This is a genomic window from Pseudomonas sp. LBUM1660, from assembly GCF_059695935.1.
Map to the genome: position 1 here is coordinate 4555396 of NZ_CP166795.1, position 13698 is coordinate 4569093.

Consider the following 13698-nt stretch of genomic DNA (forward strand, 5'->3'; position numbering starts at 1 on the left):
CAGTCAGCGCAAGGCTAGGAGCCCTTTTACCAAAGGCTCCAGTTCCAGATCATTAACGGCTTTGACCTTCTCGATCATCGCCACCGGCCAACTCCCAAGCCCCAGGCAGGCCCCGAGCATGGCGCCGAGAATCGCCGCGATGGTATCGGTGTCACCGCCCAGGCTCGCGGCCATGCACAGCGCTTCGAAGGCGTTCATTTCACCGACGGCCACTTGTTGCGCCAAGGCAAATGAGACCACCACCGATTCCTGCGAAGCCACTGACGTGCCGATCACGTCGTACAGCAAATCCGCCAGCAACGCTTTGTCACTGTCGACGCTGATGGTGCGCGCCCAGCTGATGCGCGAGGCAATCCGTCCGCCCGCCACCCAGTGACCATGGCTTTCAGCTTGTTGGGCGATCTGCTGGCCGAGGTTCAACGCCTCGCCCAGGTCCATGCCGTTGATGCCGGCCGAGACTACCGCCGCCACCGCCGCCGCACTGGAAATTCCCAGCGTGGTGTTGTGGGTGACCTGGCAGGCTTGCACCACGGCGCCGATAAAACGTACAGGGTGGGCGACATCCGCGGCGATGCCCACTGGCGTGATGCGCATCGCCGCGCCGTTGGTGGTGCCGTAGCGGCCCGCCTCTTCCGGCGAGTGACCGGCGAGGATCATCTCGATCGCCCGTTTGGTCGAGGGCCCGAGCAAGTCCTGCGAGCCCTTGGCCTGCATCCCGGCTTCCCATTCGATCAGCCGCTGAGCGAGCACCGCCGGTTCGATCCGGCCCTTACCGTCAACCAACAACTGACCGACCAGAATCGCCTGCTCGGTGTCGTCGGTGATCGAGCCCCTGGGCATATTCGCCGCAATCGGTTGATCAGGACCGGCGTCCTGCAGATCGCTGATCGCACCGAAGCGCGTCTTGACCTCGGCGCGGCTCAGGGACTGCGTCGGCATGCCCAGCGCATCGCCCAAGGCCAGTCCGTAGAACGCGCCGAGCGCACGCTCGAGCGCGGTCATTTTGACTCTCCAAATTGCAGGTGCAGGCGAAAGTGCACCGGGTCGAGCAAGCTTTCGACCTGTTCCATGAAGCGGTTTTGTCGGTCGTAGGTAGTGCGCAAGGCTTTGAGGAAGACGGTGCCGACCGGGCGCCCGAGCAACTCGGCGTCTTCGGCGTTCAAGGGTTCTGCGCCGATCCATTGATCGCCGCGTTCGCCGATGTAGCCATAAGCGGCCAGGGTGATGGTCAGGGAGTTGTCGATCAGGCCGACCCGCGGCAGGCTTTCCAGGCCTCCGGTGGCGGGCATCAATGAGCGTTCGAGGGACACCAGCTTGCCGTCGGTGGAGCGCCGGCGCCGGTCGAGGGTGATGAACTGGTCGGTGCCGAAACGCGGCAGCAGATCAGGCCGCGTAACGGCCTCCAGCCGCAGCACTTCGGTATTGATCAGCGCCCCGCTGTCGGCCAGCGCTTGCGCCCAGCCGCTGCGTTGATCGAGCACCACACCGTCGAAGGTGACGATGGAGCCCACACCGCTTTGGGTGGCGATGTAGTTGCGTCGTTTCAACTCGGCCAGGGCCTCACGCAGCGTGCCGCGGCTGACTTTGAATTCTTGAGCCAATTGATGCTCGCCCGGCAACAGAAAGCCGTCCTCCATGAGGCCGCTTTCGATGCGCCGGATGAGTTCGTCGACCACCCGTTGTTTCTTGTCAAATCGTACCTGTCTAATCATGTACAAAGTGATAACCGAAACGGGGTATTTCGAGCAAGGGATATTTCAGGGAGGTGACGGGAGGGTGTGGATGTTCGCTAAAGCGGGGGGGAATCAGATGCATTGCTTTCGCGGGCAAGCCTCGCTACTACAGGTTACCTGTCAGCCGCATAATCCGGGTACGACATAAAACCTGTAGGAGCGAGGCTTGCCCGCGAAGACGTCAGCCCAAACAGCGCAAATCTCAGCGTTGTTTGAGGCGGTCGATGACGACGGCCAACAGCAGGATCGAACCGCGGATCACGTACTGATAGAAGGTGTCGATGTTCTTCAGGTTCATCGCATTCTCGATAATCGCCAGAATCAACACCCCGGCAATCACGTGCCGGATCATGCCAATCCCGCCGCTCAACGACACGCCACCCAACACGCAAGCCGAAATCACCGTCAGCTCAAAACCCTGGCCGATCATTGGCTGACCCGAGGTCATGCGCGACGCCAGGATCACCCCGGCCAACGCCCCAATCACCCCATGCACGGCAAAGATAATGATCTTGGTCCGGTCAACGTTCACCCCAGCCAGCAACGCCGCTTCCTGGTTGCCGCCGATGGCCATGGTGTTGCGCCCGTAGGTGGTGTAATTCAGCAGCCAGCCGAAAAACAGGAAGCACACGATGGTGATCAGGATCGGCACTGGCACGCCGAACAACTGGCCGTTACCGAAAACGAAGAAGGACTCCTGCGACACGCCGACCGCTTTGCCATTGGCAAAAATGTAAGCAAGGCCACGAACGATCTGCATGGTCGCCAAGGTGGTAATCAACGCGTTGACCCGAAGCTTGGCGATCACGATGCCGTTGATCAGCCCGACAATCAGCCCCATCACCAGCGCGGCACTCACGCCGAGAAACACGCTGTCGGTGTCGCGCATCACTACCGCCGCGACCACGCCGGCACAGGCAATCACCGAACCCACCGACAAGTCAAAGTGCCCGGACGCCAGGCAATACAGCATGGTGCAGGCCGCGATCCCGGTCGTCGAAATCGCCAGACCCAGGCCGCGCATGTTCAGCGGCGACAGGAAGTTGTCGATCAGCAGCGTGCACAGCACGAAGATCCCGACCGCCGCCAGCAACATTACCCAGTCATCGAGAAAGCGCCGCAGGTCCAGAGGTTTACGCGTAGTGGGCAGAGCGTTGTTTTGGATGGTCATAGTCACCTCTCAGTTCGCCACGCCGTCAGCGCGTTGGCGCGGCAAAGCCAGTTGCAGCAAGTTGGATTCATTGGCCTGCGCGCGAGACAACTCGCCGCGCATCGCGCCTTCGCAGAGCACCAGGATGCGGTCGGAAATACCCATCACTTCCATCAGGTCGCTGGACACCACGATTACCGCGATGCCGCTGGCGGCCAGGTTATGGATGATCTGGTAGATCTCGGCCTTGGCACCGATGTCTATGCCACGAGTCGGCTCATCCAGCAGCAGGACTTTCATCGGCATCGACAGCCAGCGGCCGAGAATGGCCTTCTGCTGATTGCCGCCGGACAGGTACATGATTTTCTGCTCGGCGCTGGGCGTCTTCACTTTCAGCGCCTTGATCTGCTTGTCGGCGTTGCCCTTCTCCCACAAGCCGCGCAACAGGCAACCGAACGTGGAATGGGCGCCGCGCGCGCTGATGTTGATGTTCTCGGCGACGCTGGCCAGCGGCAGGATGCCCTCCTTCTTGCGATCTTCGGGGCACAGCAGAATGCCGGCCGCGATGGCATCGCGGGGGGAGCGCAGTTTCACCTCATGACCGCGAAGCTCCAGGCGTCCGGCGGTGTTACGCGTCAGCCCGCTGAGCATCCGGAGCAACTCGGTACGCCCCGCGCCAACCAGGCCGAACAACCCGAGAATCTCACCCTTGTGCACCTCGAAACTCACCGGCTCACGCAGTCCCGGCCCCATCAGACCATCAACCTTGAGCGCCACCGCGCCACGCTGACGGCTGCGGTAATCGTAGATGTCCTGAATGTCGCGGCCGACCATGCACGTCACTAACTGGTCATGGGTCAGCTCGCTCATGTCCTCAAAGGTGCGCACGTAGCGACCGTCCTTGAACACCGTCACCGCATTGCAGATGCGGAACACTTCTTCCATGCGGTGAGAGACGTAGAGCACCACTTTGCCTTCGTCGCGCAGGCGCCCGATGATCGCCATCAAGCGATCGATTTCCCGCGCCGACAGGCTGCTGGTGGGTTCGTCGAAGGCAATCACATGCGCGCCACGGGACAACGCCTTGGCAATCTCCACCAACTGTCGCTGACCGAGGGACAGGCGCCCTACTTTCTCTTGCGGATCGATTTCATCGGCCAGGCCTTTGAGGCAGGCGAGCGCTTGCTGCCGCAACGCGCCACGATTGATCAGGCCGAAACTGGCCGGCAGATGACCGAGGAACAGGTTCTCCGCCACGGTCATTTCCGGGACCAGGTGCAGCTCTTGGTGGATCACCGCCACCCGGCTGGCGATGCTGTCGGCGGTGGACTTGAAGACCATCGTCTGCTCGCCGATCTGCAGGTCGCCGCTGCTCGGCGTGTAGGCGCCGCCGAGGATTTTCAATAGAGTCGACTTGCCGGCGCCGTTCTCGCCCATCAAGGCGTGAACCTGCCCGGGACGCGCGACGAAGCTGATGCCATCCAGCGCCTTCACCCCGGGAAAAGTCTTGCCGATCCCGTTAAAGCGCAGGCTGCCGCCGACGCTGTGCTCATGTGTCTGTACTTGCGCGTGCATAAAACCACCTCATCACACAGATCAGACGGCCCCGTCGCCAGGGCCGCCGATGAAATCAACCGGCCCTCAGTTCCACAGGCCGATCTTTTCCAGTTCCTGCTTGAAGTTCTCGCGAGTGATCAGCGTCACGTCGTCCATCGCGGTGTACTTCGGTGGTTCTTTGCCGGTGGTGACCCACTCGAACATCATGCTCGCAGTGTTGTAACCCTCGATGTGCGGGCTTGGAAGCATCGAACCGAAGAAACCGCTGTTGGCTTTTTTCAATTCGCCGATGGCGTCGGTGCCGTTGATGCCGATGCCGATCACGTTGGCTGCGGCAAAACCGGCGCTCTCGGTGGCGCGCACGCCGCCCAGCACGGTGTTGTCGTTCATGCCGCCAATGATCAGGTTTTTCGCCGCGCCCGGCAGTTTCACCAGGGCCGAGTTGGTGGCGTCCATGCTGCCTGGCACGTCGAGGGTTTTCAGGGCCGAGAACAGGATGTGGTCTTTTGGCATCCCGGCGTCTTCCAGCGCTTTGACCGAACCGTCGGTGCGCTTTTTGCCGGTGTCGAGTTCATTGAAGGTGTTGATCACCGCGTAGGTGTCTTTCCAGTCCCAACCGCGTTTTTTCGCTTCGGTGGCCATCGCTGCGCCCTGCTTCTGGCCGACTTCGAACGCGGCCATGCCGAGGTACGGAACGTCTTCCATGAACTTGCCATTGGCATCGACGAAACGGTCATCGACGGCGATGACTTTCAAACCATTGAGCTTGGCCTTGGCCATGATGGCCGGGCCGAGGGAGACGTCCGGCGGGCAGATCACGAAGCCCTTGGCGCCGTTGGCGGCGAGGCTGTCGATGGCCGAGAGGGTTTTCTCGCCGTCCGGCACGGCGATCTTGATGACGGTGAAGCCTTTCTCTTTCCCGGCCTTTTCGGCGAATGCCCATTCAGTCTGGAACCAGGGCTCTTCCGCCTGCTTGACCAGAAAGCCGATTTTCACTTCCTCAGCCGCCAGCAGCGTACTGCTCAGGCTGACCGCAGTGACCGCCAAAGCGGCACAGCACAGGGAACGGATCCCACGACGACGATTCATAAGCTGACTCCTTGTTATTTTTTTTGAGCGTTATTTGAAAGCCGATACTGCAAATAGTCATATCGTATGATGATTGGATTTCAAACGGAGTTCCGCGTCTGAAAGTCGTTTGGCTCAGTCGTGATACATGACCGAGCGACCACCATCGATGGTGATGCACGAGGCATTGATGAACGGCGCTTCATCGCTGGCCAGGAAGACGGCAGTCATTGCCACTTCCATCGGTTGCCCGATACGGCGCGGCGGATGCAGGTCGAAAGCCCGTTGACGTTCAGCATGGGGGTCGGCAAAACCGTTCCAGTAATCGACGTTCAATTGGGTTTCGATGTAGCCCGGCGCGATCGCATTCACGCGAATGCCCTTGGCCGCATATTCGATGCCCAGCGCGCGGGTCAGCCCGAGCAAGCCGTGCTTGGCCACCGGGTACGGGAAGCAGCCCGGGATGATGTGGGTGGAATGGGTCGAGGCGATGTTGATGATGCTGCCGATGCCCTGCTCGATCATTTGCGGCAGCACCGCTTTGCAGCCGTACCACGCGCCGTCGAGGTCGATGGCGAAGCAGCGATGCCAGTCTTCTTCGGTCATTTCCAGTGGATCACGGAACACGTTGACCCCGGCGCAGTTGACCAATACGTCGATCCGGCCGTGACGTTCGACTGCCAACCTGGCCATCGCGTGCAGGTCTTGTTGCCGAGAGACGTCGGCCTTGATCGCCTGAACATCAAAGCCTTTGTCCCGCCAGTGCGCCGCAACTTTCTCGACTTTTTCGGCCTGGACATCGCTGATGATCAGCTTGGCCTGCTGCGACGCGAAGGTGCCGACAATGGCCTCGCCGATGCCCTGAGCAGCACCGGTCAGCAGAACTACCTTGTTTTTCAGGCGCTCGCCTTTAGGCGGTTCGGACACGGCTGGCAAGGAAAGAGGCTCAGCCATGGATCAAGCCCCCTTTTGCAGGCACGACAAAAGACGGGCATCTGTCGATGTCCGGTCAAAAGTCATTTTGAAAAATCGCTGCATCACTTCACCTGTTTTGTTTTTTTAAGTGTGAGTGCGTGTAACTGATGGCCGACTATAAACCCGACCAGCAAATAATCTCAATATATAATTTTACATCCCATATTTTGGGATTTAACCAGCGAAACGAGTACACGGTTTTCCAGGCGCATCAACGCGAATCGACAGCAGGGCACCGTCCAGCGGATGGTTAAGCGGGCTCGCGGCGCTGGTGATGTACAGGGTTTTCAAGTCTTCGCCGCCAAACACGCAACTGGTGGGGCGGCTGACCGGCAGTTCGATCACGCGGTCGACATAGCCATCCGGGGTCAGCCTGATCAGGCAGCTTCCGTCCCAGCGGGCGTTCCAGATGAAACCCTCGGCATCCATCGCCGAGCCATCCGGTCCGCCCCGATCATGGGGACCGAACCAGACATACGCGGTGTCCAGGTTGCCATCGGTGTGGACGAAATATCGGTACAAGGTTTTGTCCATGCTGTCGGCGAAAAACAGCGTGGTCTCGTCCTCGCTCCACAGCAATGTGTTGGGAATGCCCAGCCCGCGAAGCAGCGGCGTGACACGGGCGTCGCTGTCGATGCGAAACAGGCCGCCGGAACGACGCACGACGGGCATGTCTTCACCATTTTCGCCGATGTTGTTTTGCATGGTGCCAAGCCAGAGCCGCCCCTGCGCATCGCAGCGGGCTTCGTTGGCGCGATTACCGGGTTGCGGGTCGGCGACGCAGAGCAAGGTCAGGCGCGGTTCGAGCCCTGGTGAATCAAGGTCCAGCCGATAGACGCCGCTGCTCAACGTCACCAGCGCATCGCCGCTTTCGCAGGGGATGAACGCGGAGACGTGTTCCGGCATTTCCCAGATCTGCACGTTGGCGCCGATCAGCCGCAGGGCTTGCTTGCCGGCGATGTCCACCCAGTACAGCGCTTGGGTCGGCACATCCCAGAACGGCCCTTCGCCGAGTTGTGCACGGTGTCCGGTAACCGCATTCCACGTCATGAAACCTCCTGCTTTTTGCTTTATGTGGGAGTGAGCCTGCTCGCGATGGCGGTGTGTCAGGCAACTCAGTCGCTGAATGCTAAACCGCTTTCGCGAGCAGCCTCGCTCCCACAGGGTTCTTTATTGTCAGCTGGCTTTTTTGTCGGCCATGACTTTCGGGTAGAAGCGTTTGATCGCCAGGTCAGCGTTATCGATCAGGGTCATGCAGGCCCAGACACCGCGCGCGGCATCCCGGGCGGCGATGGCGTCGGCCATGTCTTTGTGAATAGGCAGCGTGCGGCGCAATTCGTCCGGGTCGGCGGCGGACACTTCAAAAGAAACAGCCAACAGCGCACCGAGGGCCGGGACCATTTGTTCGATGAACTGATTGTGGCTGGCGGCGAGAATGCACTCGTGGAAGATCTGGTCGGCGCGGTTGTAATCGACGCCGCTGTCCACCGCCCGTTCCAACGCGTTGTAAGCCTGGAGAATCGCTTGCACCTGTTCGACCGTAGCGCGCTCGCACGCCCAGCGCACGGCCATCGGTTCGATGGTGCGGCGCAGGTCGAGCAGGTCGTCGACGAAGTTTTCCGGCAAGCCGCTGCGAGACAGCCAGCCCACGACTTGCGGATCGAAGAGGTTCCAGCGTCGCACCGGCAACACCCGCGTACCGACTTTCGGCCCGACTTCGAGCATGCCTTTGGCGACCAGAGTCTTGATGGCTTCGCGGATGACCGTGCGACTGACACCGAGCTGCTCACCCAGATCGGCTTCGACCTTGATGGTTTCACCGGGTTTGACCTGGCCTGCGGCTATCCAGCAACCCAGCCAATCGACGGTCGACGCATGAAAACTGCTGGACATGGGCACCTCGATGCAGGAACGGCACAAAGCCGTTCGCGATGGGCCTCACGCTAATCATCATACGATTGACTGTCAATTTGAATTTTGCAAGCGTGCCTGACGAGATTTGAACGAATCTACTTTGTGACCTACGGTTAGACGCGACAGATCAAGCAGTCAATAGCATCTGTTCCACTAGAATCCGCTATCGACAGGTATAAGCATGAACATGGATGCGTCTACGCAATACCCGATTGTTTTGGTCCACGGCCTTTTCGGTTTCGATAAAATCGCCGGTTACCCCTACTTCTTCGAGATCAAGGAAGCGTTGGAACACGCAGGCGCGAAGGTGTTTGCCGTTAACATTCCAGCAGTTAACGGCAACGAGGAGCGAGGTGAAAAACTGCTCGTCCACGTCAACCGCATTTTGCAGGAAACGGGAGCCGCCAAGGTCAATCTGATCGGCCATAGCCAAGGCCCACTGGCCGCACGCTACATTGCGGCGCTACACCCGGAAAAGGTCGCGTCAGTCACGTCGGTCAGTTGCCCCAATCATGGCTCCGAGATTGCCGACCAATTGCATAAGGCGCTGACGCCTGGAGAGCTGCCCGAAGCGGTCGTACTTGCCCTGTTCAAGGCAGTCGGCACTTTCATTTCGTTGATCAGCGGCCACCCGGAAAACCCTCAGGACGCTCAAGCAGCTTTCGAATCCCTGACCAGCGCGGGATTGGCCGCCTTCAATCGCAAGTACCCGCAAGGGGTGCCGAAACAATGGGGCGGGGAAGGCAATGAAATTGAAAACGGCGTGTACTACTACTCCTGGAGCGGGATCGTACAAAACTTCCAAAGCCTGCAACCTCTCGATCCGTCCCACTTGAACTGTATCGTGCTGTCGAAGTTATTTTACAAAGAGAAAAACGCCAACGACGGGCTGGTCGGTCAATACAGCTCGCACTTGGGGAAAGTGATTCGCTCGGATTACCCGATGGACCACTTTGATGCAGTCAATCAGATTGCAGGGATCGACAGCTGGAATGTGAACCCGGTCAAGCACTACCTTGACCATGCGGCTCGGCTCAAGAGCAAAGGCTTGTAACCCCCAATGACAACGGCCCGCTTGATAGCGGGCCGTTTTCCAGAGCACTGCGCGTTACGGCTCCAGGCCGATGGGGAAGAATTCTCCGCCGCTCCACACGCCCAGCCAACGCTGCCCTTCGATCTCACGGGTCACCGCCAGCTCCACCAGTTGGTAGAACACATTGCGATGGATCAGGGCTTCTAGGTTGGTGCGCACATGCACGTAGGGTGCTGGCTCTTGCGTAACCGGGTCGATCACCACGCGGATCGGGTGTTCGGTGCCGGCGTCCGTGGTCTCGTCGACATTGGTGGTGAAGCGCAAGACTTGTGCTTCGCCCTCGCCTTCCACGTCCACGGCAATCGCCACGAACGGCGCATCATCGACCTTGATGCCCACCTTCTCGACCGGCGTGATCAGGAAATAATCATCGCCATCTCGGCGAATGATGGTGGAGAACAGCTTGACCATCGGCTTACGCCCGATCGGCGTCCCCAGGTAGTACCAGGTGCCGTCGCGGGCGATGCGCATGTCGATGTCGCCACAGAAGTCAGGGTTCCACAGGTGGACCGGCGGCAAGCCTTTGGTTTTGGGGATTTGCCCCAACAAGTCGTTGGCTTTTTGCGGGCCACTCATGGCGTTCTCCTTGGATTACTGGTCGCTGAGACCAATCAGGCTGCGCGCGTATTGCTCAAGCGGCGGGCCAATCAGGTCTTGTGGCTTGTTATCGTGGAACGTCAGTAAACCGCCACGACTCTTGATACGTGCAGTATCAATCAAATACTGGGTGCTGGTCTCGATCAACATGATCTGAATCACGCCGCTGTCGATGCCGAGGCGATCCACGTATTCCTGATCGAGCCATTCGTCCGAGTTACCGATACGGTCATCCGCCTTGGCGAACCGAGTGTAAAGCAGGTAGTGGGCTCCGGCGGCGCGAGCTTCCCCCATGGCCTGATCGAGGCCTTCGGGGGTGCGCGCGCGGCGGACCATCGGGAAGTATTCGATAAAACCGTTGTAGGCTTCTTCAGCGACCACGTTAGGTCGTGGATAAGCACTGCCCGGCGGCGCGAAGGCACCTTGGGCGATGTAGATAAACGAGTCCGGCTGGATGCGCAGGTTATTCACCCGACGACTGTCGCTGTGATCCAGCAGCCCTGCATCGCTCATGTGGTAGCGAGTCCCTTCAGCCATATCGCTGACATTCATGCAGCCACCAAGCACCAAAACGGCCAGCAGCAAAACCAGGCTACGCATCCTACCCTCCAGAGGCCGGTGACGGAAAACCGGCGAATGGCCATTGGATGCAGCTTCCGCGCCAGCTCGGCAAACATCTGCGCCTGACAGATTGCATTCGCGACCCGACTTGCCCGCGAAGAGGCCGGATCAGCCGCCAATAATCTTCATGATGGTCGCACCACCCGAGAACGCCACTTCCTGCTTGTCCCCCAAGGCTTTCACCAGAAGACGCTGCAACGCCGGCAAGGCCTGATGACGAGGCTTGTCCAAGAGGTCACCCACATAGTGTCGATTGCTCGACGACAAACAGCCATGCAGCCAACCGGTAGATGACAATCGAAGACGCGAGCAAGTGCGGCAGAATGGAACGCTTTCATTGGCGATCACGCCGAAGTGCCCCAGCCCCGGTATTTCGTAGCGCACCGCAGTGGCATCGACCGGCGCATCGGCCTGCAGATACTCATAACGCTCGCCGATCAGGCTCAACAACTGCTGAAGGCTGACGAACTGCTGCAGGAAGGCGTTGTTGTCGCTAGCCAGGTGACCCATGCGCATCAGCTCGATGAAGCGCAATTCATAACCACGTTCCAGGCAGTAATCGAGCAGCGGCATCACCTGGTCGAGGTTCTGGCCGCGCAAGGGCACCATATTGACCTTGATTTTAAGGCCGGCGGCCTTGGACTGATCCATACCGTCGAGCACGGTCGCCAGATCGCCGCCACGGGCAATGCTGCGGAACGCGCTGGCATCCAGGGTATCGAGGGAAACGTTGATGCGACGGATGCCGGCGTCCACCAGCAACGGCAGCTTTTTCGCCAGCAGTTGACCATTGGTGGTCAGGCTTATGTCTTCCAGGCCCATCTTGCCGACAGCGGTCATGAAGGCTTCGAGCTTAGGGCTGACCAGCGGCTCGCCACCGGTGATGCGCAAGCGCTCTATGCCCGCCGCTTCGATCAGATACGCCACGCCGCGCGCCATGGCCTCGGCCGACAATTCATCCTGCGCAGCCACCAGCCGCTTGCCGTTGGGCACGCAGTAGGTACACGCGTAATTGCAGGCTGAGGTCAGGCTGATCCGCAAATTGCGGAAACGCCTGCCTTGACGGTCAACGATCATGGAGCACTCCGGCGAAAGGAATTTGAACGCGTAAAACTTGACTCACAAATCAAGTTTTAGCAAGTCCCATGCCTGAGTATATTCCTGAGGTACTGCGCCATATAGCGAAATCATGGCGCAATAAGGCAACTGAATGGTTCAGCTGCTCGGGGTGTCGGTATCGCGCTTGCGCTTGTTGCCCATGCGCACGCCGATATCCATCAGGAACTGGAAGAAACCTTCCTGATCTTCCAGCACATTGCTCCAGAACGGCGAGTGATACAGCGCCACGGCACCATGCACCAACGCCCAGGACGCGCAGTAATGGAAGTAAGGGGGTACGTCTTCCAGCTTGCCTTCGCTGATCCGGCCCTTGATCAGCAAGGTCAGGCGCTCGAAGTTCGAGGCGCGGATCTTGTGCAGTTCCTCGACCATCTCCGGCACCTGGTTGCCCTTGACCACCTTCTCTTCCAGGCGATCGAACAAGCGATAGCGTTGCGGGTCGCGCATGCGGAATTCGAAGTAGGCCCGGGACAGGGCTTCCTTGTCCTTGTCGACATCAGCCGAATGCAACAGCTCGTTCAGATCACGCTCGTAGTCGAGCATCAGGCGCAGATAGATCTCCGCCTTGGATTTGAAATGCTTGTAGATCGTGCCTTTGCCGATACCGACGGCATCAGCAATCATCTCGACGGTGACACTGTCTTCACCTTGGTCGAGGAACAGCTTGAGCGCGGTATCGAGAATTTCTTGCTCGCGGCGACGAAACTCACGGACCTTACGAGGTTCTTTATGCATAAGAAAAGGTCTGTAGGGGTCAAAATTCGAAGCCGCGTATTATGCCTAACTTGCGCCAAAATGCACGGATCATCCGACCATATCTGTGTTTCTTGATGATTTGACGCTGGGTCGCCTGCTGATGAGAACTCTTCCGAAGCGGCCGTATTCCAAAATTGTTTAAAAACCGGGGCCGGTAAACTGGACTCGGCGCAATACTGATCAATACTTGAAATGTCGGCGGGGCATCTCCCCCAAGTGTCGCGTCGATATAGGTACCAACGGACCGCGTGCCTTTGTTTTACTCCTAATGGTCTTAACCCGGATTCACCCCCCAGAACCCGGGTTTTTTTTGCCTGCAATTCAGCCTTTCACATGCGCCAGCGGAAACAGGCGCTTGAAGTTTTCAGTGGTCTGCTCGGCAAATCGCTCATAAGACTCACCACGCAACATTGCCAGAAACTCCGCAACCTCGCGCACGTACTGCGGCAGGTTGGGTTTGCCGCGATAAGGGATCGGAGCCAGGTACGGCGAGTCGGTTTCCACCAGCAATCGATCAGCCGGCACTTTGCTGGCGACATCACGCAGCGCATCGGCATTGCGAAAAGTGACAATGCCGGACAGGGAAATGTAATAGCCCATATCCAACGCAGCCTTGGCCATGTCCCAGTCTTCCGTGAAGCAATGCAACACGCCCGCCTGAGGCAACGCAGCCTCGCGCAGCAAATTCAACGTATCAGCACGGGCGCCACGGGTGTGGATGATCACCGGTTTGCCTGTTTGCTGAGCGGCCTGCAGGTGCAAACGAAACGACGCCTGCTGCAACTCTGCCGCTTCCGGCTCGTAGTGATAATCCAGACCGGTTTCACCGATGGCCACGACACGGGGGTGATTGAGCTCACGCAACAACCAATCCAGCGCCGGCGCGGCCCCCGGCTGTACATCCAACGGATGCACGCCCACTGAACAGTCGACGTCGTCATAACGTTCGGCCAGGGCTTTGACATCCGCGGCATTTTCGACGCTGACGCCGATACATAAAAAGTGCCCTACCCCGCGCTGCCGGGCCGCATCAAGCGCGGCATCCAGGGAGCCGTCGTGGGCGGCGAGGTCAAGACGATCGAGGTGACAATGGGAATCTACGAGCATAAAAGGGC

14 protein-coding genes are annotated in these 13698 nt (G+C 59.2%); 1 reads left to right on the plus strand and 13 read right to left on the minus strand.

Annotation, left to right across the window (positions count from 1 at the left end; translation table 11 throughout):
• Window positions 1-3 precede the first annotated feature (3 nt).
• The 8 genes from ACA068_RS21125 to ACA068_RS21160 all read right to left on the minus strand — a co-directional run bounded on the left by ACA068_RS21125 (window position 4) and on the right by ACA068_RS21160 (window position 8376).
• The gene (locus ACA068_RS21125) at window positions 4-1002 is read right to left on the minus strand and encodes an ADP-ribosylglycohydrolase family protein (RefSeq protein ID WP_497304515.1); all 999 of its coding nucleotides are present in this window, start codon (window positions 1000-1002) and stop codon (window positions 4-6) included.
• Entirely contained in the window at window positions 999-1712 is a 714-nt protein-coding gene (locus ACA068_RS21130; protein ID WP_497304517.1) for a GntR family transcriptional regulator, read from the minus strand. Before ACA068_RS21130 ends, ACA068_RS21125 begins: the two co-directional genes overlap by 4 nt.
• Before the next feature lie 223 nt (window positions 1713-1935).
• Window positions 1936-2904 carry an L-arabinose ABC transporter permease AraH gene (gene araH, locus ACA068_RS21135; RefSeq protein WP_497304519.1) on the minus strand — a complete coding sequence of 323 codons (969 nt, stop codon included), beginning with the start codon at window positions 2902-2904 and terminating at the stop codon, window positions 1936-1938.
• Window positions 2905-2913: 9 nt separating this feature from the next.
• Window positions 2914-4458, minus strand: a complete 1545-nt coding sequence (gene araG / locus ACA068_RS21140) for an L-arabinose ABC transporter ATP-binding protein AraG (RefSeq protein WP_497304521.1) — start codon at window positions 4456-4458, stop codon at window positions 2914-2916.
• A 66-nt stretch (window positions 4459-4524) separates the two neighbouring features.
• Window positions 4525-5529 carry a substrate-binding domain-containing protein gene (locus ACA068_RS21145; protein ID WP_109633825.1) on the minus strand — a complete coding sequence of 335 codons (1005 nt, stop codon included), beginning with the start codon at window positions 5527-5529 and terminating at the stop codon, window positions 4525-4527.
• Between the two features lie 114 nt (window positions 5530-5643).
• Window positions 5644-6462: an SDR family oxidoreductase gene (locus tag ACA068_RS21150; protein WP_497304523.1), complete on the minus strand. Its 819-nt coding sequence runs from the start codon at window positions 6460-6462 to the stop codon at window positions 5644-5646.
• A 195-nt stretch (window positions 6463-6657) separates the two neighbouring features.
• The gene (locus ACA068_RS21155) at window positions 6658-7533 is read right to left on the minus strand and encodes an SMP-30/gluconolactonase/LRE family protein (RefSeq protein WP_497304525.1); all 876 of its coding nucleotides are present in this window, start codon (window positions 7531-7533) and stop codon (window positions 6658-6660) included.
• 126 nt (window positions 7534-7659) lie between these two features.
• Complete coding sequence (locus ACA068_RS21160; protein ID WP_497304527.1) at window positions 7660-8376, minus strand: FadR/GntR family transcriptional regulator; 717 nt, start codon at window positions 8374-8376, stop codon at window positions 7660-7662.
• A gap of 202 nt (window positions 8377-8578) precedes the next feature.
• Between ACA068_RS21160 and ACA068_RS21165 the strand changes: the two genes are divergently transcribed.
• The gene (locus tag ACA068_RS21165; protein WP_497304529.1) at window positions 8579-9451 is read left to right on the plus strand and encodes an esterase/lipase family protein; all 873 of its coding nucleotides are present in this window, start codon (window positions 8579-8581) and stop codon (window positions 9449-9451) included.
• Between the two features lie 54 nt (window positions 9452-9505).
• Here the strand turns inward: ACA068_RS21165 and ACA068_RS21170 are convergent, their stop codons facing one another.
• The 5 genes from ACA068_RS21170 to ACA068_RS21190 form a co-directional block, all read right to left on the minus strand.
• Window positions 9506-10066, minus strand: coding sequence for a DUF1285 domain-containing protein (locus ACA068_RS21170; RefSeq protein WP_497304530.1), 561 nt, complete (start codon window positions 10064-10066; stop codon window positions 9506-9508).
• A gap of 15 nt (window positions 10067-10081) precedes the next feature.
• Window positions 10082-10687: a DUF4823 domain-containing protein gene (locus ACA068_RS21175; RefSeq protein ID WP_403108144.1), complete on the minus strand. Its 606-nt coding sequence runs from the start codon at window positions 10685-10687 to the stop codon at window positions 10082-10084.
• A gap of 129 nt (window positions 10688-10816) precedes the next feature.
• Window positions 10817-11785: a GTP 3',8-cyclase MoaA gene (locus ACA068_RS21180; protein WP_497304531.1), complete on the minus strand. Its 969-nt coding sequence runs from the start codon at window positions 11783-11785 to the stop codon at window positions 10817-10819.
• A 138-nt stretch (window positions 11786-11923) separates the two neighbouring features.
• Entirely contained in the window at window positions 11924-12562 is a 639-nt protein-coding gene (locus ACA068_RS21185; protein WP_008152317.1) for a TetR/AcrR family transcriptional regulator, read from the minus strand.
• Window positions 12563-12904: 342 nt separating this feature from the next.
• Window positions 12905-13690 carry a TatD family hydrolase gene (locus tag ACA068_RS21190; protein WP_497304532.1) on the minus strand — a complete coding sequence of 262 codons (786 nt, stop codon included), beginning with the start codon at window positions 13688-13690 and terminating at the stop codon, window positions 12905-12907.
• Window positions 13691-13698: the final 8 nt, after the last annotated feature.